This window comes from Pseudomonas sp. P106(2024), assembly GCF_057480815.1.
In genome coordinates, this window is the sequence record NZ_JBLIYU010000007.1 from 245964 (window position 1) to 270392 (window position 24429).

The 24429-nt window shown below is 65.7% G+C and carries 22 protein-coding genes and 1 tRNA gene; 16 read left to right on the forward strand and 7 right to left on the reverse strand.

Annotated elements, in window-relative coordinates; translation table 11 throughout:
- Positions 1 to 7 precede the first annotated feature (7 nt).
- From AC25M7_RS14455 to AC25M7_RS14485, 7 genes are all read left to right on the forward strand, one after another.
- On the forward strand, positions 8 to 586 hold the full coding sequence (locus tag AC25M7_RS14455; RefSeq protein ID WP_486971173.1) for a DUF4376 domain-containing protein: 579 nt from the start codon (positions 8 to 10) through the stop codon (positions 584 to 586).
- Positions 583 to 1506 carry a hypothetical protein gene (locus AC25M7_RS14460; RefSeq protein WP_486971174.1) on the forward strand — a complete coding sequence of 308 codons (924 nt, stop codon included), beginning with the start codon at positions 583 to 585 and terminating at the stop codon, positions 1504 to 1506. The genes AC25M7_RS14455 and AC25M7_RS14460 overlap by 4 nt, the downstream gene beginning before the upstream one ends.
- Positions 1503 to 2042 carry a baseplate complex protein gene (locus tag AC25M7_RS14465; protein WP_062364673.1) on the forward strand — a complete coding sequence of 180 codons (540 nt, stop codon included), beginning with the start codon at positions 1503 to 1505 and terminating at the stop codon, positions 2040 to 2042. The genes AC25M7_RS14460 and AC25M7_RS14465 overlap by 4 nt, the downstream gene beginning before the upstream one ends.
- On the forward strand, positions 2039 to 2743 hold the full coding sequence (locus AC25M7_RS14470) for a hypothetical protein (protein WP_062364675.1): 705 nt from the start codon (positions 2039 to 2041) through the stop codon (positions 2741 to 2743). Before AC25M7_RS14465 ends, AC25M7_RS14470 begins: the two co-directional genes overlap by 4 nt.
- The gene (locus AC25M7_RS14475) at positions 2716 to 3687 is read left to right on the forward strand and encodes a hypothetical protein (RefSeq protein WP_182322431.1); all 972 of its coding nucleotides are present in this window, start codon (positions 2716 to 2718) and stop codon (positions 3685 to 3687) included. Before AC25M7_RS14470 ends, AC25M7_RS14475 begins: the two co-directional genes overlap by 28 nt.
- A 197-nt stretch (positions 3688 to 3884) precedes the next feature.
- Positions 3885 to 4181, forward strand: a complete 297-nt coding sequence (locus AC25M7_RS14480) for a cupin domain-containing protein (RefSeq protein ID WP_028691151.1) — start codon at positions 3885 to 3887, stop codon at positions 4179 to 4181.
- 147 nt (positions 4182 to 4328) lie between these two features.
- Positions 4329 to 5489 carry an MFS transporter gene (locus AC25M7_RS14485; protein ID WP_186596448.1) on the forward strand — a complete coding sequence of 387 codons (1161 nt, stop codon included), beginning with the start codon at positions 4329 to 4331 and terminating at the stop codon, positions 5487 to 5489.
- 24 nt (positions 5490 to 5513) lie between these two features.
- On the opposite strand, the gene ycaC is transcribed toward AC25M7_RS14485, so the two are convergent.
- On the reverse strand, positions 5514 to 6134 hold the full coding sequence (gene ycaC / locus AC25M7_RS14490; protein WP_028691153.1) for an isochorismate family cysteine hydrolase YcaC: 621 nt from the start codon (positions 6132 to 6134) through the stop codon (positions 5514 to 5516).
- A gap of 248 nt (positions 6135 to 6382) precedes the next feature.
- Here ycaC and AC25M7_RS14495 point away from each other — a divergent pair, with 248 nt between their 5' ends.
- The 3 genes from AC25M7_RS14495 to AC25M7_RS14505 all read left to right on the forward strand — a co-directional run bounded on the left by AC25M7_RS14495 (position 6383) and on the right by AC25M7_RS14505 (position 9803).
- Positions 6383 to 6772 carry a YybH family protein gene (locus AC25M7_RS14495; RefSeq protein WP_062364680.1) on the forward strand — a complete coding sequence of 130 codons (390 nt, stop codon included), beginning with the start codon at positions 6383 to 6385 and terminating at the stop codon, positions 6770 to 6772.
- Positions 6773 to 6859: 87 nt separating this feature from the next.
- Positions 6860 to 8359 (forward strand): purine-cytosine permease family protein, encoded by a 1500-nt coding sequence (locus AC25M7_RS14500; RefSeq protein ID WP_062364681.1) that lies wholly within the window; start codon positions 6860 to 6862, stop codon positions 8357 to 8359.
- A 13-nt stretch (positions 8360 to 8372) separates the two neighbouring features.
- Positions 8373 to 9803, forward strand: coding sequence for an aldehyde dehydrogenase family protein (locus AC25M7_RS14505; RefSeq protein WP_186596452.1), 1431 nt, complete (start codon positions 8373 to 8375; stop codon positions 9801 to 9803).
- 391 nt (positions 9804 to 10194) lie between these two features.
- On the opposite strand, the gene AC25M7_RS14510 is transcribed toward AC25M7_RS14505, so the two are convergent.
- The 3 genes from AC25M7_RS14510 to AC25M7_RS14520 form a co-directional block, all read right to left on the reverse strand.
- The gene (locus tag AC25M7_RS14510; RefSeq protein WP_486971175.1) at positions 10195 to 12597 is read right to left on the reverse strand and encodes a DUF3772 domain-containing protein; all 2403 of its coding nucleotides are present in this window, start codon (positions 12595 to 12597) and stop codon (positions 10195 to 10197) included.
- Positions 12598 to 12651: 54 nt separating this feature from the next.
- Positions 12652 to 13710 carry a bifunctional DNA-binding transcriptional regulator/O6-methylguanine-DNA methyltransferase Ada gene (gene ada / locus AC25M7_RS14515; protein WP_186596455.1) on the reverse strand — a complete coding sequence of 353 codons (1059 nt, stop codon included), beginning with the start codon at positions 13708 to 13710 and terminating at the stop codon, positions 12652 to 12654.
- A 97-nt stretch (positions 13711 to 13807) separates the two neighbouring features.
- Entirely contained in the window at positions 13808 to 14434 is a 627-nt protein-coding gene (locus AC25M7_RS14520; protein WP_028691159.1) for a DNA-3-methyladenine glycosylase family protein, read from the reverse strand.
- Positions 14435 to 14602: 168 nt separating this feature from the next.
- Here AC25M7_RS14520 and AC25M7_RS14525 point away from each other — a divergent pair, with 168 nt between their 5' ends.
- From AC25M7_RS14525 to AC25M7_RS14535, 3 genes are all read left to right on the forward strand, one after another.
- Positions 14603 to 15118 (forward strand): sigma-70 family RNA polymerase sigma factor, encoded by a 516-nt coding sequence (locus AC25M7_RS14525; protein WP_028691160.1) that lies wholly within the window; start codon positions 14603 to 14605, stop codon positions 15116 to 15118.
- A complete protein-coding gene (locus AC25M7_RS14530) occupies positions 15111 to 16061 on the forward strand; it encodes a FecR domain-containing protein (protein WP_062364688.1) in 951 nt (316 codons plus the stop codon). The genes AC25M7_RS14525 and AC25M7_RS14530 overlap by 8 nt, the downstream gene beginning before the upstream one ends.
- Before the next feature lie 95 nt (positions 16062 to 16156).
- Positions 16157 to 18631 carry a TonB-dependent siderophore receptor gene (locus AC25M7_RS14535; protein ID WP_486971176.1) on the forward strand — a complete coding sequence of 825 codons (2475 nt, stop codon included), beginning with the start codon at positions 16157 to 16159 and terminating at the stop codon, positions 18629 to 18631.
- A 22-nt stretch (positions 18632 to 18653) separates the two neighbouring features.
- Here the strand turns inward: AC25M7_RS14535 and AC25M7_RS14540 are convergent, their stop codons facing one another.
- The gene (locus AC25M7_RS14540) at positions 18654 to 19814 is read right to left on the reverse strand and encodes an MFS transporter (protein WP_028691163.1); all 1161 of its coding nucleotides are present in this window, start codon (positions 19812 to 19814) and stop codon (positions 18654 to 18656) included.
- Positions 19815 to 20282: 468 nt separating this feature from the next.
- Here AC25M7_RS14540 and AC25M7_RS14545 point away from each other — a divergent pair, with 468 nt between their 5' ends.
- Entirely contained in the window at positions 20283 to 21122 is an 840-nt protein-coding gene (locus AC25M7_RS14545) for an RHS repeat-associated core domain-containing protein (RefSeq protein ID WP_082750517.1), read from the forward strand.
- A gap of 88 nt (positions 21123 to 21210) precedes the next feature.
- On the opposite strand, the gene AC25M7_RS14550 is transcribed toward AC25M7_RS14545, so the two are convergent.
- Complete coding sequence (locus AC25M7_RS14550) at positions 21211 to 22425, reverse strand: MFS transporter (RefSeq protein WP_182322410.1); 1215 nt, start codon at positions 22423 to 22425, stop codon at positions 21211 to 21213.
- A 201-nt stretch (positions 22426 to 22626) separates the two neighbouring features.
- On the opposite strand from AC25M7_RS14550, the gene AC25M7_RS14555 reads away from it, so the two are divergent.
- Together AC25M7_RS14555 and AC25M7_RS14560 are read left to right on the forward strand one after the other, a co-directional pair.
- Positions 22627 to 23550, forward strand: a complete 924-nt coding sequence (locus tag AC25M7_RS14555; protein ID WP_182322528.1) for a FecR family protein — start codon at positions 22627 to 22629, stop codon at positions 23548 to 23550.
- Positions 23551 to 23646: 96 nt separating this feature from the next.
- Positions 23647 to 23723 (forward strand) — tRNA-Met (locus tag AC25M7_RS14560).
- Positions 23724 to 23777: 54 nt separating this feature from the next.
- On the opposite strand, the gene AC25M7_RS14565 is transcribed toward AC25M7_RS14560, so the two are convergent.
- Entirely contained in the window at positions 23778 to 24392 is a 615-nt protein-coding gene (locus AC25M7_RS14565) for a LysE family translocator (RefSeq protein ID WP_486971177.1), read from the reverse strand.
- Positions 24393 to 24429 lie beyond the last annotated feature (37 nt).

The window sequence follows — 24429 nt, forward strand, 5'->3', positions numbered from 1 at the left end:
CCCCCTAATGAGCAACTTCTACTACTGCCCGTCGCTTCATACTTTCCTGGTGCAAGGTCTGCATCCCAGGATCCCAGCCGATTCAGTAAAGGTCAGCCATACCGACTATCTCAATCTCCTGGAAAAACAGTCGCAAGGCTTGCACATCATTTTCGACCCAAGCCTAAACAGACCGGTAGCACGTCCTGCATCAGGGGCACCAGAGCCAGAGCTACTGGATAACCTGTATCGACAAAAAGTAGCCGAGATCAACTCTGCCTGCGAAGCCACAATCACCGCAGGCTTTTGGTCCAGCGCCCTTGGAGAGCCTCATCAGTACCCCAGCAAGTTGGACGACCAACTGAACCTTACTGGGGTGATTCTTCAGGGCTTCGACAGTCGCTTCGGCTGCCGAGACAAGCAAGGCGTCAAGGAGCTGCGACTACACACCGCCAAACAGCTGCGTCAGGTCAGCGATGACTTCACCACGTACAAGCTCGAGCTATTGCAGCGATCCAACGTGCTTAAGCAGCAACTGGCACAGGCCCTGAGCAACGGTGATATTAACGCTATACAAGTTGTTACATGGGAGAGTCTGCAGCCATGAACTGGCCCCTCCTGACCCTGCGCTGGCCCACCGAGGCAACCCGCTGGATGGGCCAGCTGGACGCCGCCAAGGCCCTGGCCGGCAGCGAGCTGGCCAGTACCGCCCAGCGCCTGAACGGCCTGCAGGGCCTGGCGAGCACCAACCCCGGCCCGGTCGGCGCTGCGGCCAAGGGCGCGATCGAGGCCGGGCGCCAGGCCCTGGCCGAACAGCTGGGCGAAGTGCCCAGGTGCCTGGTGGTGACGCCGTTCCAGAGCGGTATCGGCCAGGGGCGTGGCTACCAGCGCTTCCTGTCCGCGCCGAACCTGCTGCAGCAGTTGGCCAACAAGCTGACCGACGCCACCGACAACGGCAGCCCCCAGGGTGAGCAGCACGCACTGTGCCTGCTGTTCCTGGGTACCCGCCACGATCAGCTGGCCGCCGGCCTGGCCCGCTTCAACGCCCTGATGCCGATCCCCGAACTGGTGCGCGCGCAACGCCGCGCCGAGCACCTGGCCCGGCTCGAAACCGAGAAATGGCAGATTCCCCAGGCCACCGCCCTGCCGCGCTGGGAGGCCTTGCCGCTGGAGCGCTGCACGGTGCTGAAGGCGGCCCAGCAATCGCTGGCCGGGCAGATCGCGGTGCTGGAAAGCTACGCCGCCGACAGCTCGCCCATGAGCGACCTGTCCGGGCTGGCGGCGCGCAAGGCCAACCAGCAGCAGGTCCGCGACCAGCGCCTGGCCGACCTGCGCGACCTGCTGGAAGGCGGCCAGGCCGACAGCTCGGTGCGCACCCGCCTGCTGGGCCCGGGCAACAACACGCAACTGCGCCGCATGCTGCTCGAAGGCGATGCCCCGGGGCATGAATGGGTGATGAGCGCCGGCGTGATCCTGGTCGGCTCGGCCAAGGGCCTGAGCTTCGTTCGTGAAATGGTGGGTTTATGACACTGCTACTGTTGGACGGCCAGCCCGTCGAAGGCAAGACCCTGAAAGTCACCGGCAACCTGCGCATCGAAGCCGAGGACCTGTCCGGCCAGACCAGCAACACCGACACCGCGCACAAGGGCTTCAAGCCCAAGACCCTCACGGTCACCCTGACCATCCCCTACGTCAACGGCGCCTGGCTGCGCAGCCTGATGCGCCTGGCCGAAGCCACCGAGAGCGGTGGCCAACTCAAGACCTACCGCATCGTCAACGACACGGCCGAAGCCTTCGGCATCCGCCAGGTCCGCTTCGCCGACAGCGTCAACGCCCGGGAAGACGACTCGCTGGCCTGCTGGCGGGTGCAGTTCGGCCTGGCCGAAAAGACCTCCAACCCGGAAAAGGTCGAAAAGCGTCGCGCCAAAAAACGCGTCAAGGCCCAGGCCGCTCCGGGGGCGGCGGTGGGCGCGAAAGAGGAGGAAGAGGAGAAGGACCCGGAGCTGACCAGCTTCGAGCGCCTGCTGAAAAAAGTGGATGACTGGCTGGGAGAGAAGTCATGAAGCTGCATCAGGTACTCAATGTCGGCGGCGAGCGATACGAGCTGGTCAGGGCGGACGTGCGCCTGGAACTGCGCAACCCGGGGCGGGCAACCTTCATCGTCCAGGCCGAGGCGCCCCTCAAGGGCCTGGTCACCCTCGACATCGGCTACAACGACAGCCCGCTGCAGCGGCACTTCATCGGCTACGTCGAGCGCTGCACCAGCGCCAACGCCAGGCAGCAATTGCTGTTCTGCCGGGAACTGGCGGCGATCCTGGCCAAGCCACTGCCGATGAACCTGCGCCACGTCGACCTGCGCGGCGTGCTCGACCAGATCGGCCAGCACACTGGCCTGCGCTTTCGCGTGCCCGAGCGGCCCTACGCCTCGGTGCGCGCGCCGTTCTTCTACAGCCTGGCCGCCGGCTTCCAGGCCATGGAAAGCCTGGCCCAGGTCTTCGACATCCCCGACTTCATCTGGCAGCAGCAGGGCAACGGCGAGGTGTACGTGGGCAGCTGGGCCGACAGCTACTTCGGCGCGCGCCCCGCGCTGCAACTGCCCATGGAGCTGTTCGACAACTACCAGGGCAACCAGAGCGCCAGCATTGCGGCCCTGCCAGGGCTGCGTCCGGGCGCACCAATCAACCACGGCGAGCGCGTGACCCATGTCGCGCTGGCCGACAGCCAGATGGCCATACGATGGAAGACGCAATCCGCCGCGCCGTAGCGCGCCAGTTCCCCGAAATCACCGGCGGCTATCACCTGCCGCGCTTCGGCCGCGTGGTCGCGGTGCCCGATGCGCCGGAGGCGCCCGGGCTGTGCGACGATTTCCGCCCGCGCTTCGGCGTCGATGTCCAGGTGCTGCTGCCGGACGGCGAGCCCGACCCGGCGCTGCCGGTGTTCACCAGCCTGCCGCTGCCGGCGCCCATGGGCGGCCAGGAACGCGGCATGTTCGGCTTCCCCGAGGAGGGCACCACCGTGGTGCTGTCGTTCGCCTACGGGCTGCCGCACAAGCCGTTCATCCAGCAGATCCTGCCCCACGGACTGAGCCTGCCCAAGGTGCCGAAGGGCGACCTGGTGTGGCAGCACAGCGAAGCCTGCCAGCAACGCGCCGACGCCGACGGCAACTGGCTGCGCCAGACCGATGGCCGGATCCGCGACAAGGCGATCGAGCGCGAGGTCGAGGCACTGGCCAACACCGAACAGTTCCAGAGCCATGCCCGGACGGTGGACGACCACTCCACCGAGACCGTCGGCGGGATCAAGAAGATCGAGGCCCTCGGCGCGCTCAAGCTGCTGTCCGGCGGCTCTGCCAGCCTGGCCGCTCTCGACGATCTGCACCAGGCCACCGGGCGCGACCTGAACCTGGCGGTGGGGCAGAAGCTCAACGCGGCGATCGGCGGCGACGTCCAGGAGCGGGTCGAGGGCCTGCGCGACAGCGTGGTGAAGATCAGCCAGCGCCTGCAGGCGCCGAAGACCTGGCTGGGCTCCGAGGCGGTGAACGTGCTGCAGGTGCTCTGCGACCTGCTCGACCTGGTTCAGGAAATGAACATCGAGCTGGCCGGGCATGTGCACGGGCCCACGCCACCACCTGGCAATGCAGCGGCCTTCAGCGGCGCGGCGGTGCGGGCCCAGGCCATGGGGCTCAAGTTGAAGCCGATCACGCTGTGATCTTCAGGGCATTTCGTACTCGCGGGGCCAGCCCGCTCCCACAGGTTCAGCCTTGAGCCTGTGGGAGCGGGCTGGCCCCGCGTTGCGTTTGGGCGGAAAAAGTTGAGTGTTCGCACGACTGACTGCCAGCAGACTTGGATTTAACCCACCGCGCAAGCAGCCCAGGCTGGACGCTTTTCCGTGAACAGGCCTACTCCATGACGCAGCAGACCCAACGCCCCAAGGCAGTCCCCACCGTACAGGTGAATACCGACGAAGTGATCGTCACCGAATGGCGCTTCGCCCCCGGCGCCGAGACCGGCCAGCATCGCCACGGCCTCGATTACGTGGTGGTGCCGATGACCGACGGCACCTTGTTGCTGGAAACCCCGGAGGGTGACAAACACGCCCCCCTGGTGGCAGGCCAGAGCTACTTCCGCAAAGCCGGCGTGGAACACAACGTGGTCAATGCCAGCGATCACGAGATCGTGTTCATCGAGACCGAGTTGAAATAACATGGCCTCACGCAGGCCGCTCCTACACCTGCGTGAACCGGGATAACCGAAGCACTGCCTCGAAACCCGATGGACCTGACCACTGCCGGTCAACCGTCGGGACAAATGGGTCCGGACCTTGGCCGGCCCGTTTATCGGAGGCAACACATGAGCCCGCGTATCTGGCTGCTGGCCCTGGCGACATTCGCCACGGGCATGGCGGAAAACATCACGGTCGGCATCCTGCCGGCCCTGGCCGATGGCCTGGACGTTCCGCTCGGCGTGGCCGGGCAACTGACCACCGTCTTCTCCCTGAGCTTCGCCCTCGTCGCGCCCTTCTCTCCCCTGCTCACCACACGCTTGCCGTTGCGTGGCCTGCTGTGCGCCACGTTGGCTTTGTTCGCCCTGTGCAACCTGCTCGCGGCCTGGGCGCCCGGTTACACCGCGCTGTTGATCGCCCGTATCGGCATGGCCACAACCAGCGCGATGACCTGCCTGACGTGCACACTGATGGCCACGCGCATGGCGCCCGAAGCCCTGCGCGGGCGCGCCATCGGGGTAATCTTCATGGGTATCTGCAGCTCGCTGATACTGGGTGTGCCGGCCGGCATGCTGCTGTGCGACGCCCTGGGCTGGCGCGGCGTGTTCCTCGGCCTTAGTGCCTTGACGGTAGCGGTGCTGCTGATGGCCTGGCGCGGGCTGCCGACGCTGCAGAGCACCGAACGCATCGCCCTTGCCAGCTACGTGCGCCACCTGCGCGATAGCCGCCTCACGGCCGCGCAGGGGGTATCGCTGTTGATGATCGCCGGGCACTTCACTGTATTCGCCTACCTCGCGCCTTACGCCCAGCAGGTCGCCCATGTACCGCCGCAATGGCTGGCAGCGGTGTTCGCGGCATTCGGCATTGCCGGTGTCTCGGGCGGCTATGTCGGTGGCTGGATGGCCGATCGGTTGGGTGTGGCCAAGGCCATCCTGCTGGCGCCTCTGTTGTACCTCGCCAGCCTGCTGATGCTACCGCTTAGCGCGGGCACGCCGTGGCTGTTCCTGCCGGCGATGATGCTCTGGGGCGGGCTGAGCTGGACCACCTCGCCAGTGGTGCAGAGCTACCTGGCCAGGCGCGGCGAGGATACCTTCCCGGCGGGCATGAGCCTGAACATGTCGGCCATGCACCTAGGCGTCGGATTGGGCTCGGCCATCGGTGGCGTGGTGATCACAGGCTCGGCACTGGAAGCCACGCCTTGGGCCGGGGCATTATTGACCGCTCTGGCAGCGGGGTTGGCGATCTGGTCCGCGACACCTGCGAATGGCATATTGAAACTGGCGCGGTAATCGCTCACCGCACCAGTGAAAGCGCTACTTGGCCAACTTGCTGTAGCTGGTCATCAGGTTGCGATAATCGGGGATGTGGTTGGAGAACAGCGTGCCCAGCCCCTCGATGTCATTGCGCCAGTCGCGGTGCAGCTCGCATGCCACGCCGAACCAGGTCATCAGTTGCGCGCCCGCGGCCTCCATGCGCCGCCAGGCCGAGTCGCGGGTCAACTCGTTGAAGGTGCCGGAGGCGTCGGTGACGACGAATACATCGAAACCCTCCTCCAGCGCCGACAGCGCCGGGAAGGCCACGCAAACCTCGGTGACCACCCCGGCGATGATCAGTTGCTTCTTGCCGGTGGCCTTCACCGCCTTGACGAAGTCTTCGTTGTCCCAGGCATTGATGTTGCCGGGGCGGGCAATGTAGGGCGCGTCGGGGAATTGCTCCTTGAGCTCGGGCACCAGAGGGCCGTTGGGGCCGGTTTCGAAGCTGGTGGTGAGGATGGTGGGCAGCTTGAAATACCTGGCGAGGTCGGAAAGCGCCAGCACGTTGTTCTTGAAGCGGTCGGGGTCGATATCTCGCACCAGCGACAGCAGGCCGGTCTGGTGGTCGACCAGCAGTACTGCGGCGTTGTTCTTGTCCAGGCGGTTGTAGTGGAAAGCCATGGCTGAACTCCTTGCTTCAAAGGTAGGGAGTTTCAGCGTAGGCAAACATGGCGTGCAGGGCCGACCGTCAGTCGCTTGAACTTCATTAAACCAAACGTGTCCCGTGGAGCCGCTCCTACGGAGGGTTCTCGCCAGCCATTGGTTCACGATTTCCTGAACTGATTATTTGCCCACAGCGATTTTTCCCACCGCCCACCGCCACCAGAATCGCTTCACCAACAATCACAATAAACCGTGAGGCCACTCCCGTGGACCAGACACTCCAGGTACGGCAGGCCGCCGCCGACCTCGTCGCCGCCTTCGCCAGCAACGATACCGCCCGCTACTTCGCCTGCTTCAGCGAAGATGCCACCTTTCTCTTCCACACCGTGCCGCAACCGCTGCTGTCACGCCGAGCCTACGAAGAACTCTGGGCCAGCTGGCAGGCGGACGGATTCGTCGTGCTCGGTTGCGAGTCGAGCAACGCGCAGGTGAGCCTGCAGGGCGACGTGGCGGTCTTCATGCACGATGTGGCCACGCGCCTGCGCGTCGCCGGCGAAACCTTAGACCTGAACGAGCGCGAGACCATCGTCTTTCGCCTGCACGGCGAACGCTGGCTGGCCTGTCACGAACACTTGTCGGTCATCTCGCCGGCCTGATTCCCTTTCAAGCGGCCCTGCCGCACTGCCATCGCACCCACAACAAGGCCGCCCGACGGCCGACAACATTCGCGCTGGAGCATCACCATGAGCCACTCGACCGGTATCGAGACCAATGGCGTCGAACAGATCCCCGACGATCAACGCGACGCCACCCCGCTGGACCTGTTCCGCCTGATCTTCGGCGGCGCCAACACCTTCGCCACCGCCGTGCTGGGCAGCTTCCCCGTGCTGTTCGGGCTGTCGTTCCAGGCCGGCGTCTGGGCGATTTTGCTCGGCGTCGGCGTGGGCGCGTTGATCCTTGCGCCGATGGGCCTGTTCGGCGCGCTCAACGGCACCAACAACGCGGTATCGTCCGGCGCCCACTTCGGCGTGCACGGGCGTATCGTCGGCTCGTTCCTGTCGCTGCTGACCGCCGTGGCGTTCTTCTCGCTGTCGGTGTGGAGCTCGGGCGATGCCCTGGTCGGCGGCGCCAAGCGCCTGGTCGGCCTGCCGGAAACCGACCTGACCCTGGGCCTGGCCTACGGCCTGTTCGCGGTGCTGGTGCTGGTGGTGTGCATCTTTGGTTTTCGTTTCATGCTTTGGGTCAACAAGATCGCGGTGTGGGCCTCGAGCCTGCTGTTCCTGCTGGGCATCTTCGCCTTCGCCGGGCCCTTCGACGCGGGCTACGCCGGCAGCGTCAACCTCGGCCAGGCCGGTTTCTGGGCGGCGTTCGTCGGCGCGGCGATCCTGGCCATGAGCAACCCGGTGTCGTTCGGCGCCTTCCTTGGCGACTGGTCGCGCTATATCCCGCGCGAGACCGCCAAGTCGCGCATCATGCTGGCAGTGATCCTCGCCCAGGCCGCCACGCTGATTCCGTTCCTGTTCGGCCTGTGCACCGCCACCCTGGTGGCCAGCCAGGCACCGGACTACATCGCCGCCAACAACTACGTCGGCGGCCTGCTGGCGATCTCGCCGGGCTGGTTCTTCCTGCCGGTGTGCCTGATCGCGGTGATCGGCGGCATGTCCACCGGCACCACGGCGCTGTACGGCACCGGCCTGGACATGTCCAGCGTGTTCCCGCGCCTGCTCAGCCGCGCCGCCGCCACCCTGCTGATCGGCGTGCTGGCCATCGGTTTCATCTTCGTCGGCCGCTTCACCTTCAACCTGGTGCAGAGCGTGTCGACCTTCGCCGTGCTGATCATCACCTGCACAAGCCCCTGGATGGTGATCATGATCCTCGGCCTGATCACCCGCCGCGGCTTCTACCACGCCGATGACCTGCAGGTGTTCACCCGCGGCCAGCAGGGCGGCCACTACTGGTTCGACCATGGCTGGAACTGGCGCGGCATGGGCGCGTGGATCCCCAGCGCTGTGGTCGGCCTGTGCTTCGTCAACCTGCCGGGGCAGTTCGTCGGCCCGCTGGGCGAGCTGGCCGGCGGCATCGACCTGAGCCTGCCGGTGACCCTCGGCATCGCCGCCGTGCTGTACCTGATCCTGCTCAACCTGTTCCCTGAACCCGCTGGCGTGTATGGCCCACAAGGCCCGCGCTGGGTGCGCTGCAAAAGCACACCCGTAAAGCCTGTGACCACCGCCGAAATGGCCTGACCGGAATCCGACCATGACCACACCTCACTACATCGACGGCCGCTGGGTCGAAGGCCTGGGCAGCGACTGCATCGTTGTCCACAACCCGTCCGACGGCCAGCCGTTCAGCGAACTGATGGCCGCCAGCAGCGCCCAGGTCGACCAGGCCGTGGCCGCCGCGCGTCGTGCCCTGGCGTCCTGGAAAACGGTCAGCGCCGCCGAGCGCGCCACCTACCTGCGCGGCTTCGCCGAACAGTTGGGCCAGCGCCGCGACGAGCTGATTGCCCTGCAGATGCGCAACAACGGCAAGCCGCGCCACGAGGCCGAGATCGACCTGGACGACGCCATCGCCACCTTCGCCTACTACGCAGACCTCGCCGAGCAACTGCCGGCGAAGAACCGTGACGTGCCCCTGGCCGCGCCCGGCTTCAGCGCCCGCACCCGCCTGGAGCCGGTGGGCGTGGTCGGCCTGATCGTGCCGTGGAACTTCCCGCTGGTGACCAGCGCCTGGAAGCTCGCCCCGGCCCTGGCGGCCGGCTGCACCGTGGTGCTCAAGCCTTCCGAAGTCACCCCGCTGATCGAGCAGGCCTACGGCCAGATCGCCGAGGTGCTGGGCCTGCCGGCCGGCGTGCTGAACATCGTGGGCGGCAAGGCCGAGACCGGCGCCGCCCTGAGCGGCCACAACGGCCTGGACAAGCTGTCGTTCACCGGCAGCAACGGCGTCGGCAGCCAAGTGATGCGCGCCGCCGCGGCCCAGTGTCGGCCGGTGACGCTGGAGCTGGGCGGCAAGTCGGCCATCGTGGTGTTCGACGATTGCGATGTCGACCAGGCGGTGGAGTGGATCGTCGCCGGCATCACCTGGAACGCCGGGCAGATGTGCTCGGCCACCTCGCGCCTGCTGGTGCAGGACGGCATCGCCGATGCCCTGTTGCCGCGCTTGCAGGCGGCGCTGGAGGCATTGCGCGTGGGCAACCCGCTGGCGGAAGAAGTGGACATGGGGCCGCTGACCAGCCAGGCGCAGTGGCTCAAGGTCGCCGGCTATTTCGCCACCGCCCGCGAAGAGGGCCTGACGTGCCTGGCCGGCGGCAAGGCGCTGGACCATGACGGCTGGTTCGTCAGCCCGACGCTGTACGTGGACGTACCAGTGAGCAGCCGCCTGTGGAGCGAGGAGATCTTCGGCCCGGTGCTCTGCGCACGACGCTTCGGCACCGAGGCCGAGGCCATCGCCCAGGCCAACGACAGCCGCTTCGGGCTAGTGGCCACTGTCTGCTCCGCCGACCTGGAACGCGCCGAGCGCGTGGCCGATGCGCTGGAGGTCGGGCATGTGTGGATCAACTCGGTGCAGGCGGTGTTCGTCGAGACCTCGTGGGGCGGGACCAAGGGCAGTGGGATTGGGCGAGAGCTTGGGCCTTGGGGGCTTTCGGGGTATCAGTCGGTGAAGCATGTGACGCGGTGTTTGGGGTGAGTAGCTGAGCCCTTTCACAGGGCGCGTGAGGCTGGCAGGTGTTCGACGGCAGCCTTGCAGCGCCTGCGAGATCGAGCGCCGCCCGCGCGACGCAAGGCCGCTCCCACATTTGTTGCAACGTACCGAACCTGTCAGGCCATGGTTGCCCGCCTTGGTGCCTGTCTTGAGACAGGTGAGGCGCCAGTGGTACCTACACTGAAACCGCGTCGTACCAGCAAGGCGGATCCGGTAATGGCACAGGTTTGACTGGCCCGAAACAGATGCAGGAGCGGCCTTGTGTCGCGAAAGGGCTGCGAAGCGGCCCCAGGGTCTGCGCCACAAGACAGATCGCCGGGGCCGCTTTGTGGCCCTTTCGCGGCACAAGGCCGATCCTACAAGAGCCGAGATAGCCTCACGCCGGCTCGTCGGCCGGTCGCCCATTCTCCTGCACCAACACCATGCTCTGCGGCGACGACAGGGCGATGCCCTCGTCACGCAAGCGCCCGAGGATGGTGAACAGCAGGTCGCTGCGCGTGCTCGACACCTGCCGCGGCGAGGCAACGTAACCGCTCACACCGATCACCATGCCACTGCTGGTCAGGTCCTTGAAGGTCACCGACGTGGCCGGCGCATCGAGGATCGACTCATGCTCCTTGTACGCCGCCAGCAACACCTCGCGCACCTTCGCCGGGTCAGTCTCCAGCGGCAGCGTCAAGGTAATGCCAACCACGCCCAAGGCATTGGCCATGGTCACGTTACGCACGTTCTGCGAGATGAACTGCGAGTTGGGCACGATCACCGTCGAGCGGTCGGACATCTGGATCTCGGTGGCGCGCACGTTGATCCGGCGAATGTCACCCTCGACACCGGCCAGGCTCACCCAGTCACCCACCTTCACCGGGCGCTCGGTAAGCAAAATCAGGCCGGAGATGAAGTTCTGCACGATCTGCTGCAGGCCGAAACCGATACCCACCGACAGCGCACTGACCACCCAGGTCAGGCTGGTCAGGTTGATGTGCAGGGTGGACATCACCAGCATGGCCAGGAACAGGAAGCCCAGGTAGCCGACCAGGGTCACCAGCGAGGCGCGCATGCCGGCGTCCATGTCGGTCTCCGGCAGCAGGCGCTCGCTCAGCCAGCGCTTGACCACGCGGATGGCGAACCAGCCACCGATGAAGATCGCCACGGCCAGGAAGATGTCCTGGGGCACGATGTTCAGGTTGCCCAGCACCTTGCCGCCGGTGCCGTCCCAGTCCGCCAGGCTCAGCAGTAGCTCGCCTGGGCTGGTGCCCGAAGGCATGAACACCAGCAGCGCGGCGGCGAACAGCAACAGCGTGCGGCCGATGCCCGCCAGCACCGTGCTGGCCTGGGCCTGGTGGCGTTGCTGCAGGCCAAGCGCCGAGGCCAGCGCCAGGCCACCGGGCTGACGGGGCGACAGCAGGGTTTCGCACAAGTCGCCGAACACCGTCACCAGCAGGTAGGCACAGACCACCACCACGCTGATCCACAGCAGCTTGGCGGTAAGGAAGTAGGCCAGCGTCAGGTAGCCGGCCAGCAAGGTCAGCAGGATCGCCAGCACCCACACCACGATCACGAACGGGATCAGCCCGGCCAGGCCCTTGGGCCGCTCCAGGTCATGCTGGCGACGGGCGCGGCGGTAGCGCAGCAGGGCCACGACAAACAGCAGTGACACCACCAGCGCGGTCAGGCCGTTGGTGGCCAGGGTCAGCGCCAGGCTGGTGCCGATCACGCTGTTGATGCGTTCCTGGGTGAGCAGCACCATCAGCGCCAGGGCCAGGACCTTGGGGAACCAGCCCAGTGCGCTGGCCACCTCGTCGGGGATCGGCGGCAGGCGCCAGGACGGACGCTGCAACATCAGCATGGCGCGGCCCAGGCCCGAGATGAAGGCGCTGAAGATCACCAGGGCGAGGATATGGTTGGTCAGGCTGGCGAGGTCCGTGCCCAGATCCGCGCTGCTCTCCAGGCCCCAGCGCAGCAACGACACCGAGCCGGAAATGGTGCCCAGGGTCGCCAGGCTGACACTCAGCGCCAGGGCGCTGCGGCGCAGGCGGCCTTCGGGCAGCCAGCGGATCATGGCGTCGGCCAGCAGGCGCTCCAATATCCGGCGCACCAGGGTCCAGACCAGTACCGCCGCGACCAGCGCGGTAATGAACAGCCAGCGGTGCTCGGCGCTGAAAGCGCTGGCCATGGCGTCCGACACCTCGCCCCGCAGGTCGCGCAGGCGCGCCACGTCGTCGTCGGTGGGGCGGATCAGGCTCGACCAGAACGCCGGGCTCAACGGGCTGGCGGCGCGGCTGGTGATCTGCGAGTTGAACAGGCTGCGGCGCAGGTTGACGATCTGTGTCGACAGGTCACGGGCCGACTGGGTCAGCGTGGTGGCGTCCTTCTGCTCGGCGACCAGCTTGTTCTTTTCGTCGTTAAGCTGCTTGCGCTGGCGGGTCAGGCTCTCGGCCTCCTCCTCCAGCGGCGGGCCAAGCACGTTGAGCTGGTCGTCCAGGCGCTGCACGTCGGCGGTGCGCTGGGTGGCCAGCACATCGGCCTGGCGCTGCACCTGCAGGGCCGACTGGCGCAACTGCGCGAGCAGGTCGTCGTTGGCGTTGCTGGTGACGCCCTGGCGGATCTGGTCGAGCCGTTCGCTCAACGCCTCCAGGCTGGCGTTCTCGTCCAGCACCTGCTGTTCGGCCACGGCCAGGCGCGATACCGGCGTGGCCGGCTGGGCCCATGCCGGCATGGCCAGGCACAACAGCAGGGCGAAAATCCCCGCATAGAATCGGTCAAGGCTGACACGCCTCATCGAAGGTTCCTCTACACAACTCGACAGGGCGTGGATTCTACGCGGTCTGGAGGCTCAGGAGAGTGCCGTCTCTCGGTCCAGCAGCTGGCGCTTGCGTTCGATGCCCCAACGGTAGCCGCTGAGGTCGCCGTCGCGGCGTACCACCCGGTGGCAGGGAATGGCCACGGCGATCGCGTTGGCCGCGCAGGCCTGGGCGACGGCCCGCACGGCCTTGGGCGCGCCGATGCGCTCGGCGATGTCGGTGTAGCTGACCGTGGTCCCCGCCGGCACCTCGCGCAGCGCCTGCCAGACCCGCTCCTGGAACGCCGTGCCCTGCACATCCAGAGGCAGCGCCAGACCCAGGGCCGGCGCCTCGACGAAGCCGATCACCTCGGCCACCAGCCGCTCGAAAGCGTCATCGCCGCCGATCAGCTGGGCCTTGGGAAATTTGTCCTGCAGGTCCTTGAGCAAGGGTTCGGGCTCGTCACCGAGCAGGATCGCGCAGATGCCCCGTTCGCTCTGGGCCACCAGGATCGCCCCAAGTGAGCATTGGGCCAGGGCGAAACGGATGGTCGCGCCCTGGCCGCCGGCACGGTATTCCCTGGGGCGCATGCCCAGGCGCTCGCCGGCGCTTTCGTAGAAGCGGCTGTTGGAGTTGTAGCCGGCGTCGAAGATGGCTTCGGTGACACTGCCGGCGGCGTCCAAGCGCTCGCGCAGGCGCTGGGCGCGGAAGGCCGAGGCGTAGGCCTTGGGGGTCAGGCCGGTCTCGGCCTTGAACAGGCGGTGCAGGTGGAACGGGCTGACGTTGAGCTTGCTGCCGAGCTGGTCGAGGTTGGGGGCGGTCTGGCTGGCCTCGATCAGGCGACAGGCGCGGGCCACCAGCTCGGTACGGCGGCTGCCCTGCCCGCCCTTGCAGCGCTTGCACGGGCGATAACCGGCGGCCTCGGCCTGGGCAGCGGCGCTGAAAAATTCGACGTTCTCGCGCTTGGCCAGGCGCGACTTGCAGGCGGGCTGGCAATACACGCCGGTGGTGCGCACGGCGTAGACAAAGTGGCCTGTGGCGGCCGTGTCGCGAGCCTGCACGGCGTGCCAGCGTTCGGCGTCGGTGGTGTAGGTGGTCGGGGCGGGCTTCATCAGGGGCCTCTCCTGGGAATCGATAACGTCAGCCTGGCAGGGTAATTGATGCGTGGAACTCCGATTCTTGCGGTGTTTTCACGGGGCCCACGACACTTCAAGCCCGCCACAGGTACCAGGCCGCCACGGTGCGATGAGGGCTCCACGCCCCGCCCAATGCCCGCATCTGCGCAGGCGTCGGCGCCTTGTCCAAGCCTTTCATGCGCCGATACCCCTCGCGCACGCCAAAATCATCCACCGGCAGGATATCCGATCGCTCCAGGCTGTAGATCAGCAGCATCTCCACGGTCCAGCGCCCGACCCCACGCAGCGCCACCAGACGCTCGACCAGCGCGGCGTCCGGCAGGCTCAGCGCCTCTTCCCGGCTGGGCACCACACCCTCCAATCGCGCCTGGGCGATCCCATGAACCGTGGCAATCTTGCTCGCGGAGAACCCACAGGCGCGCATCGCCTCAGGCGTCACCGCCAGCAGCTGTTCGGGCGCGGGAAACGCCCCATCCGGGAACAGCGCCAGCAACCGCCCGAGGATCGCCTCGGCCGCCCGTGCATGCAATTGCTGATAGGCGATGGCCCGCACCAGCGCCTCGTACGGCTCGCGCCCGGGCGTGGCACGGTGCAGGCAAGGCCCCACGGCGGCAATATGCCGCGCCCAGTCCGGGTCCTGCCCGGCCAGCCAGGCAGCGGCATCGTCAAAGGCCTGCGGGGATAGGTCTGCAAGGATCATCAAAGGCGTTCGCACAAGTCACGATCCCCTAGCCTAGCCCAACCGTTCATCGGTGAAACGCTCAATCTTGCTCATCGAGTCAGAGGCCTACCATTGATCCGCCCGCATTGCCCCGCATAGAATTGAGAATTATTAACAATCACATTATCCAGGCAGGCTCTCCAGACGATGCAGATCGAAGACACGCTGAAACCGGCCGAGGTCGATCTGCTCTATCAGGCACACCACCGCTGGCTACGCGGCTGGCTCGGCGCCCGGGTCGGCTGCCGGGAGCACGCCGCGGACCTGGCCCAGGACACCTTCGTGCGCCTGCTCAAGGCGCGCCAGGTTTCACCGCTCAAGGAGCCACGGGCCTACCTGAGCAGCATCGCCCGCGGCCTGATGATCGACCAGTTCCGTCGCCGCGCCCTGGAAAAAGCCTACCTCGAGAGCCTGGCCAACCTGCCCGAGCAAGAAGCCCCCAGCGAGGAACAGCGCCTGCTGATCCTCGACACCCTCGAACGCCTCGACCGCGCCCTGCAACGCCTCAAGCCACGGGTGCGCCAGGCGTTCCTGCTGGCACAGCTTGACGGCCTCACCCTCACCCAGGTCGCGCAGCGCCTGGACGTTTCCCGGGCCACCGTCGAGCGCGACCTGGCCAAGGCCTTGGGTGTCTGCTACCGGATCCGCTACGCCGATGCCTGACCAGAACCCGAGCCAGGCCCAGGTCGACCAAGCCATCGAATGGCTGGTGAAACTGCGCTACGACAGCCCCGGCCCACACACCGAACAGCAGTTCCAGCGCTGGCTGGCCAGCCACCCGCAGCATGCCCAGGCCTGGCAGCGGGTCAGTAGCCTCGGCGACGAACTGGCCAGCCTGCCCGCCGAGCTGAGCCGCCAGACCCTGGCCGGCAGCGAACGCCGCCGCATGAGCCGGCGCGACCACCTCAAGCTACTGTCGCTGCTCGCGCTCGGCGCCAGTGTCGGCTGGGCCGCGCGCGAGCCCCTGAGCCTGCCGGCGCTGATGGCCGACAGCCGCACCGCCACCGGCGAGCGTCGTGAGCTGCTGGGCAGCGACGGCAGCCTTATCCGCCTGAACACCGCCAGCGCCATCGACCTGCGCTACAGCGACGAGCAGCGCCAACTGACCCTGTTGCGCGGCGAGGTCAGCCTGGACGGCAACACCAACGACAACCGCCCGTTCACCATCGACACCCGCGTCGGCGCCCTGAGCACCCAGGGCGGTCAACTGCTGCTGCGGGAGAATGCCCAGGGCCTGCTGCTGGCCGTGCGCCGCGGCGAGGTGACGCTGTTCCCCGCTTCTGCCGCCGCCCATCGGGTCAAGCCCGGCGAAGTGCTGCAGGTGTTCGCCCAGGGCGACTTCCAGCCCGCCACCCTGCACGGTGACCCCTGGGGCTGGACCGATGGCGTACTCAGCGTGCAGCAGATGCCCCTGGGCGAGTTCACCGACGAACTGTCGCGCTACCGCCCCGGCCTGCTGCGCTGCGCGCCGGAAGTTGCCGGGCTCAAGGTTTCCGGCACCTTCCAGCTGGCCGACACCGACCAGATCCTGCTGCTGGTCGCCCGCAGCCTGCCGGTGCGCGTCGACTACCGCACGCGCTTCTGGGTGAGCATCGGCGCCGCCTGAAAACATCAAAAAAATAAATGAGGTGGAATCTCATTCTCGTCCGGCCTGAAGGAAACAAGCCCGAACAGTGGTCTGCCAACCTTCAGGAGCGCTTCATGATCCGCCCGTGTTCCCCCCGCAACGCCCCCCTGCGCCATGCCATCCGCGCCGCCGCCCTGGGCCTGGGCGTGGCCTGCGCCGGCCTGCCGCCGACCCTCGCCCTTGCCGCGCCCGCCAGCCAGAGCCAGCCGCGCGACTGGAACATCGCGGCCGGCCCGCTGGCCGCCGCGCTGGACCAGCTGGCGCGCCAGGGCGGGCTGAACCTGTCGTTCGACGCCGGCAGCCTGCGGGGCAAGGCCACCCAGGGCGTCCAAGGCCGGCATGACAGCGCCCAGGCCCTGCAGATCCTGCTGCGGGGCAGCGATGTGCAGGTCCAGCAGGAAAGCGACAAGAGCTTCCTGCTGCTCCCTGCCCTGGACGTCGGCGACGCCCTGCAACTGGGCGCCACCAGCATCTCCAGCAACCGCCTGGGCGAGACCACCGAGCACAGCGGCTCCTACACCACCGGTGCGGTGACCATCGGCAAGACCCCGCAAAGCATCCGCCACACCCCGCAGTCGGTGACCGTGGTCACCCGCCAGCGGATCGACGACCAGAACATCACCAACCTCACCAACCTGCTCGAGCAGACCCCCGGCGTGGTGGTCAACCTCACCGACAGCGAGCGGGTGCAGTACTTCTCGCGCGGCTACCAGATCGATGCCATCCAGTACGACGGCGCCAGCGTGGTGCAGAGCAGCGGCGGCGGCTCGTTCATCCAGAGCGACTCGGCGATCCTCGACCGCGCCGAGGTCCTGCGCGGCGCCACCGGCATGCTGCGCGGCGCCGGCAACCCCTCGGGCACCGTCAATCTGGTGCGCAAGCGGCCCACCTATGAGTTCCAGGGCGAAGGCAGCGTCACCCTCGGCACCTGGGACGCCCAGCGCTACGTCGCCGACCTCTCCGGGCCGTTGACCGAGACAGGCAACGTGCGTGGCCGGGTGATCGCGGTACACGACGAGAAGGACCACTTCCAGCAATCGCGCCAGGAGCGCAAGGACGTGCTGTACGGGGTGATGGCCTTCGACCTCGACGACAGCACCACCCTCACCACCGGCCTGGAATGGACCCAGCTCGACGCCACCGGTGCCTGGGGCAACCTGCCGGCCGACTACGACGGCTCGCCGCTGCCGTTCGGCCGCAGCACCTACCTGGGCGCCGACTGGAACCGCTGGAACCGCAGCAACCTGCAGACTTTCGCCGAGCTCGAACACCGTTTCGACAACGACTGGACGCTCAAGCTGATGGCCCAGCGCACCCACTTCGAGCTGGACGACAACGGCTTCAAGCAGACCTACTTCACCCGCGCCACCGGCACCGCCAACCCGACCCGCAACCCTTACCTGATGAGCTATCAGGTGACCGAAGGCGATGGCGGCGAGAGCCTGCAGAACAACCTCAGCGCCACCCTCAATGGCCCGTTCGATTTGCTCGGCCGCACCCACGAGCTGATGCTGGGCGTCGAGCGCATCCGCAACGACTCCTACGCCTCGGCCACCAACAACGTGCAATCGGGCGTGTTCGACATCCGCACCTGGGACCCGAAGACCAGCCTGTCCAACCCGCACATCGACATCACCGCCCACCCGGTGCGCACCCGCACCACCCAGGAAGGCGCCTACGCCACCTGGCGCATCTCCCTGGCCGACCCGCTGACCGCGATCATCGGCGCACGCGCCAACGGGTACGACTACGAGCAGGAGAACAACACCAAGGCCAGCGGCAAGTTCAGCGTCGACAACGAGATCGTGCCGTACGCCGCGCTGATCTACGACCTCAACGAGAACTTCAGCACCTACGCCAGCTACACCGAGATCTTCAACCCGCAGACCAACACCGATGCCGCCGGCTCCGTGCTCGAACCGGTCACCGGCGAAGCCTACGAGACGGGGATCAAGGGCGAGTTCTACGAGGGCCGGCTGAACACCTCGCTGGCGTTCTTCCGCATCTATCAGGTCGGCAACGCGCTGGACGACCTCAGTGGGCCGAACCCGTGCCTGCCCAACTACACCAGCGGGTATTGCAAGGTCGCCGCGGGCAAGAACCGCAGCCAGGGCTTCGAGCTGGAGATTTCCGGCGAAGTGCTGCCGGGCTGGAACGTGACCGGCGGCTACACCTACAACACCACCGAATACCTCAAGGACACCACCGGCAACAACGGCAACCCGATCCGCACCACCGACCCCAAGCGCATGCTGCGCCTGTTCACCAGCTATCGCCTGCCGGGCGAGCTGCAGGCCTGGACCGTGGGCGGCGGCGTGCAGGCGCAGAGCGACATCTACAACCGCAGCGGCAGCGCCGAGGCCTCGCAGTCGGGGTATGCGGTGTACAACGCGATGGTGAACTACCGCTTCAACGACAACTACTCGCTGCAGCTGAACGCCAACAACCTGTTCGACAAGCAGTACTACCGCCAGGTGGCGCCGACGCCGACCGGCTACTACTGGGGCGACCCGCGCAATGTGTCTGTCACCTTGCGCGGAACGTTCTGACCTGCCGCGTGATGGCTGGGGGTCAGTCCGCCACCGCCTGAAGCTTGCCCGCCCGGCGATAGGCCTGGCGGGCGAAGCACACGAACAGTCCCGCCATCAGCGCCAGCGCCATGGGCAGGCCATGGGGCGCCACATCCATCGCCGCGCCGCTGACCAGCGGCCCGACCAGGCTGCCGACACCCCACAGCAGGCCAACACTGGCGTTGGCCGTCACCAGGTCCTGCCCCCTGAAGCGCTGCCCGATCAGCACCAGCGCCAGTGTGTAGATGCCGCCCGCCACCGCCCCGAGCACCACCAGCAACGGCCACAGCAGCCAGGTCATCTGCAGCAGCCAGGGCAAGGCGATGCCGATGCTCATCGCCACCAGCCCGCACACCAGGTGCAGCCCGGTGCGCTCGACCCGGTCGGCAAGCCAGCCCAGCGGCAGCTGGAAGATCATGTCGCCGGCGAACACCACGGTCACCATCAGCGCCGCCACGCCCACGGCAAAGCCGTGACTGCTGGCATACACCGGCAGCAGCGACAGCACCACGGCATCGAAGAACGAGAAGAACAGCACCGCCACGCACAGCGCCGGGGCGACGCGGAAGAAGCCGGCCAGGCCGAAGCTCTTCTCGCCTTCGTCGCCATGCTCGACATGGTCATTGGGCACGGTGAACAGGATGCACAGCAGCGCCAGGCCGTAACAGACCGTGACCACGCCGGTCAGCCACGGACTGTCGGCGCCGAGCAGCGCCAGCAACGCCGGGCCGAGCACCTGGAAGCCGGTGAAGCTGGTGGCGTACAGGGCCATGATCTTGCCGCGGTTATGCTCCGGGCACAGTTCGTTGACCCACGACTCGCCGAGGATGATCGCGATGCCCATGCCGATGCCGAGCCCCAGGCGCAGCAGCGCCAGCCACAGCATCGAGTCGAAGGCCCATTCCAGCAGGGCGATGCTCAGGGTGCACAGGCTGAAGCTGAGCAGGTAGATGACCCGGCGGGTCAGGTGCCGGCAGCAGGCGTCGACCATGAACGCCGAAAGCATCATGCCCGCCGCCGGGATCGCCGAAATGATGCCGATCTCCAGCGTCCCCGCCCCCGCTTCGTGCAGGCGCAACGACACCAGCGGCAGGCTCGCCCCGAGGCTGAAACCGACCACCGACACGGCGAACAACAGGCCCGCCAGCAAACGCATGTTCATGTACCACTCCTTGCAAGCCGGCGCGCAGGGGCTCTGGCCCTGGCCGACTGGAAAATCCGCTGAAAGATGTTCGAACGCAGGCGCCCGCGATCACGCCGCAAAGGCGCGGGATGCAGGGGCGCGGATCAGTTCAGGGCAAGGTGTGGCGAGAAAGTGAAGGCGAACAGCACGCTGCGCCGACGCTTGAGCACCGTGTCGCTTGGCCACGCGCGGCGCGCTGTCGGGGCGACAGGCTGGCGGTGTGGGCGGAGACTACGGGTACGGCGCATTGCATCGACTACGCAGAGATTGAGGAGGCGGCACTCTAGGCCAGGGGAGACGAGGTCGTCAATTAGATCGTTTACACACCGGTCGACTTAAGTCCGACCATCACAAAGACGCTATGGCGGAACTGGCATTTCTACCAGTTGCTCCTGTCCCGCCCTGAAAGCATAGTTATGTGCATGCAATTCCTCCGAGGAAAAGCCTGTGACACAGATACTCAAAGCACGTTCTGCGACTAAGCTGCTAGTCACTGACAGGCTCGGATCAATCCTTCGGCAACACTCCGAACAAGGAGCACTAAATTTCATCTACACCCCGTTCGGATACGACCAACTCAAAAAACCCTTGACATCAGTACTTGGGTTCAACGCTCAGCCTCGAGATTGCTCACGTTGGTATCTACTCGGTAATGGATATCGCGCCTATAATCCGGCACTAATGGTATTCATGGGTGCCGACCAACATTCGCCGTTTGGCAAAGGTGGGCTCAATGGCTACGCATATTGCAATGGGGATCCAGTAAACCAGCAGGATCCAACTGGAGAGGCTGGGGCCCCAATAATGAAGTTTCAAATCACACCCGAAACTATTCGTTATATTCCTGAGCTTGAGCAACCGTTACAAATAGGGCCGGTAGCTCTGCAACCTGCCCACCTGCAGATAAATCCTCCCGAGCAATTACCAGCAAATCGACCTTTGGCTCAAAATCGTTCCTCTATCAATCATCGTCAACAAGAACTGGCCGTTGCTCCCGCAAACATAGAGGAAAGCAATAATTCAACTTTAGCGACGCAGAGGATGGTCCGAAGCCCTTCTCGAAGAGAGCGATTTATAGAAGTATTTCGCTCCGGGTTCAGGAGAGTGACTCAGCGTGTTATTCCGAGGTTGCGTCCGTCCGCACAGATACCGACCGCTCCCCCCCATTTAGCATCACACTCGGCAGCACGTATGCACGCCCTTTTGCGACAGGCTCGGTCAGGCAATAACCGCAACATTTCGTGGTCAACACAAGGCGTGAACGGAGGGGTACGTACAGAAAACTGACGGCACTGCAGTGTTCATCGTTCAAAATACTACCACCTCAATCGCTCCTGAAACGTGCCCCCACTGTACACAGTGGGGGAATACTGCTTCAGCGCTTGCCAGTAGATGGCAAAAACACCGCCAGCAGCCCAAACAACGGCAGGAACGAGCAAACCCCATACACATACTCGATCCCACGTAGATCAGCCACATACCCCAACAGCGCCGCGCCGATGCCGCCGAAGCCGAACATCAGCCCGAAGAAGATCCCGGCGATCATCCCGACATTGCCCGGCACCAGTTCCTGGGCATACACCACGATGGCCGAGAACGCCGACGCCAGGACGAAACCGATCACCACGCTGAGCACGGTGGTCCAGAACAGGTCGGCATACGGCAGCGCCAGGGTGAACGGCGCCACCCCGAGGATCGAGAACCAGATCACCGCCTTGCGCCCGATGCGATCACCGATCGGTCCGCCGAAGAAGGTGCCCGCCGCCACCGCGCCGAGGAACAGGAACAGGTGCAACTGCGAACTGGCTACCGACAGCTGGAACTTCTCGATCAGGTAGAAGGTGAAGTAGCTGGTGAAGCTGGACATATAGAAGTACTTGGAGAACACCAGCAGGCCCAGCACCACCAGCGCCAGGATCACCCGCTGGCGCGAGATGCCGTGGGTGGCCGGCACCGCCTTGCGCGCCTTGGCCTGGTTGAGGTGCTCCTTGTACCAGCGGCGCAGCATCAGGGTCACGGCGAAGAAGAACAGCCCGGCCAGGCCGAACCAGGCGACATGGGTCTGGCCGAAGGGAATCACGATCGCCGCCGCGAGCAGCGGGCCGAGGGCGGAGCCGGCATTGCCGCCGACCTGGAAGCTCGACTGGGCCAGGCCGAAGCGCCCGCCGGAGGCCAGCCGGGCGATGCGCGAGGTCTCGGGGTGAAAGGTCGACGAACCGATGCCGACCAGCGCCGAGGCCAGCAGGATCATCGGGAAGCTGCCGACGAAGGCCAGCATCACGATACCCACCAGGGTGCACAGGGTGCCTAGCGGCAACAGGTTCGGTGTAGGCCGCTTGTCGGTGAAAAAGCCCACCCACGGCTGCAATAACGAGGCAGTGATCTGGAAGGTCAGGGTGATCAGGCCGATCTGGGCGAAGCTCAGGTCGTAGTTGGCCTTGAGCATCGGGTAGATCGCCGGCAGCACCGACTGGATCAGGTCGTTGATCAGGTGCGCCAGGGCGCAGAAACCGATGATGCGCATCACCAGCGGCGAGGCCTGGTTGGCCGGGTTGCCGGCGCTGGAGGTCGTGGTACTGCTGATGGCCATGGGCTGGATGTCCGTCCGCGGATTGGGATCCGATTATCGTGAAACAAATAGATACGAAGCTACCTTTTTATTTCGGCGAGCCTTCCATCCGACACGTACTTGTAAATAATTCTCAATATATTTAGCATCCTTTCTCCTCTTCCCTGTAAATGCGGGGCGAAACCGCCCTCCCCCTGCGAGCAGACCGATCCCATGAGCCCGATGCCCGCCTTGCAGCCAACGCCCGACCCCGAGCGGGAAGCCCTGGACTGGTTCTCGCGCCTGCGCCAGCCCGGCTGCGACGAGCCCCTGCGCCAGGCATTCGCCAGTTGGTGCCAGGACCCGCTCAACGCAAGGGCTTATGCCCAGCTCGAAGCCTACTGGCAGCAATTGCAGGTGCCGGCGGCGCGCCCGCGCCCACGCATCGCCAAAGTCCGCCGCAGCCGGGCCGGGTTGTGCCTGGCGCTGCTGTTTCTGCTGCTGGTGGGCGCATTGGCCTGGCTCTACTGGCCCGTGATGCAGCGCCTGGGCAGCGAACTGCACACCGACAGCGGCGAGCGCCGCAGCGTGCGCCTGGCCGATGGCTCGACCCTGCACCTGGACAGCGCCAGCGCGATGAATGTCGACCTGCGTGGCCGCACCCGCCAGCTGCACCTGGTGCAGGGGCAGGTCTACCTGGAGGTGATGCTCGATGGCCGTGCCCTGGAGGTGCAGGTCGATGACACCCGGATCCAGGTGTTCGGCACCCGCCTGCAGATCGCCCGCCATGCCGACTACGACGAGCTGGTGGTGTTCGCCGGCAAGGCTGCGGTGTTGCAGGGTGGCGACCAGCGCCTGGTCAATGCCGGCGAGCGGGTGACGTTCAGCGCACGCCGCATCAATCCGGTCGAGAAGATCGACGCCAAATTGGCCGATGCCTGGCGCAACGGCCAGTTGAAGGCCAGGAACCTGCCGTTGAGCGAAGTGCTCGAACGCCTGGCCGATTACCGAGGCCAGCGTGTCTTGATGCTGAACGAGCAGGCCACCTACCAGCGGGTCAGCGGCGATTTCGACCTCGACCACCCGGCGCAGAGCCTCGAGCGCCTGGCTGCCGATCAGCAACTGCGCCTGCACAACCTGCTCGGCCACTGGCTGGTCGTGCGCTGAAGCGCCCTGCCCGGCTAAGTTTTTGAAAGGTTGGAAATTTTTTTTGAAAACGTTGTTGACAGGATCGCGATTCGAGCTAATAATGCGCGCCAAGTTGGCTACATAGCTCAGTTGGTTAGAGCATAGCATTCATAATGCTGGGGTCCGGGGTTCAAGTCCCTGTGTAGCCACCACCTTTTAAAAGGGCTTATCGAAAGATAAGCCCTTTTTCTTTGCCTGCGAAAAATCTACTTCACACCCGCCACCACCACGGCCAGCCCCAGCCCGATAAACGCCACGCCGATGACCCGATCGACCACCACCTGTCGCTCGATCATCGCCCGACGCAACAGGTGATTGGAGAAAAACACCGCCACCAGGCTGAACCACACCCAATGGGCGAACGACATGAACGCGCCATAGGCGAAGTCCAGTGCCAGTGGGCTGCCGGGCTGCACCACCTGGGTGTAGGCACTGATCACGAAGAGCATGGTCTTGGGGTTCAGCGCATTGGTCAGAAAGCCCGTGCGTAATGCACTGGCCACACTGGCCTCGCTGTGCGCCAGGCCTTCGAGGCTTATGCGCGTGGTGTTGGTCAGCGACTTGTAGCCCAGATACACCAGGTAGCCCGCCCCCACCACCTTCATGGCCAGGAACAGTGCCGGGCTCTGGCTGATGATCACGGCGATGCCGAACACGGTGTACAGCACATGCACCTGCACGCCCAGGGCAATGCCAACCGCCGCGGCGAGGCCGGCCTTGCGGCCCTGTGCATAACTGCTGCGGGTGACCATGGCGAAGTCGGCGCCGGGGCTGATGACGGCCAGGAGGGTGAAGAGGGCGACGGCGATGAGTTCGTTCACGAACAGGTATCCTCGATGAAAATTCACGGAAGATGGG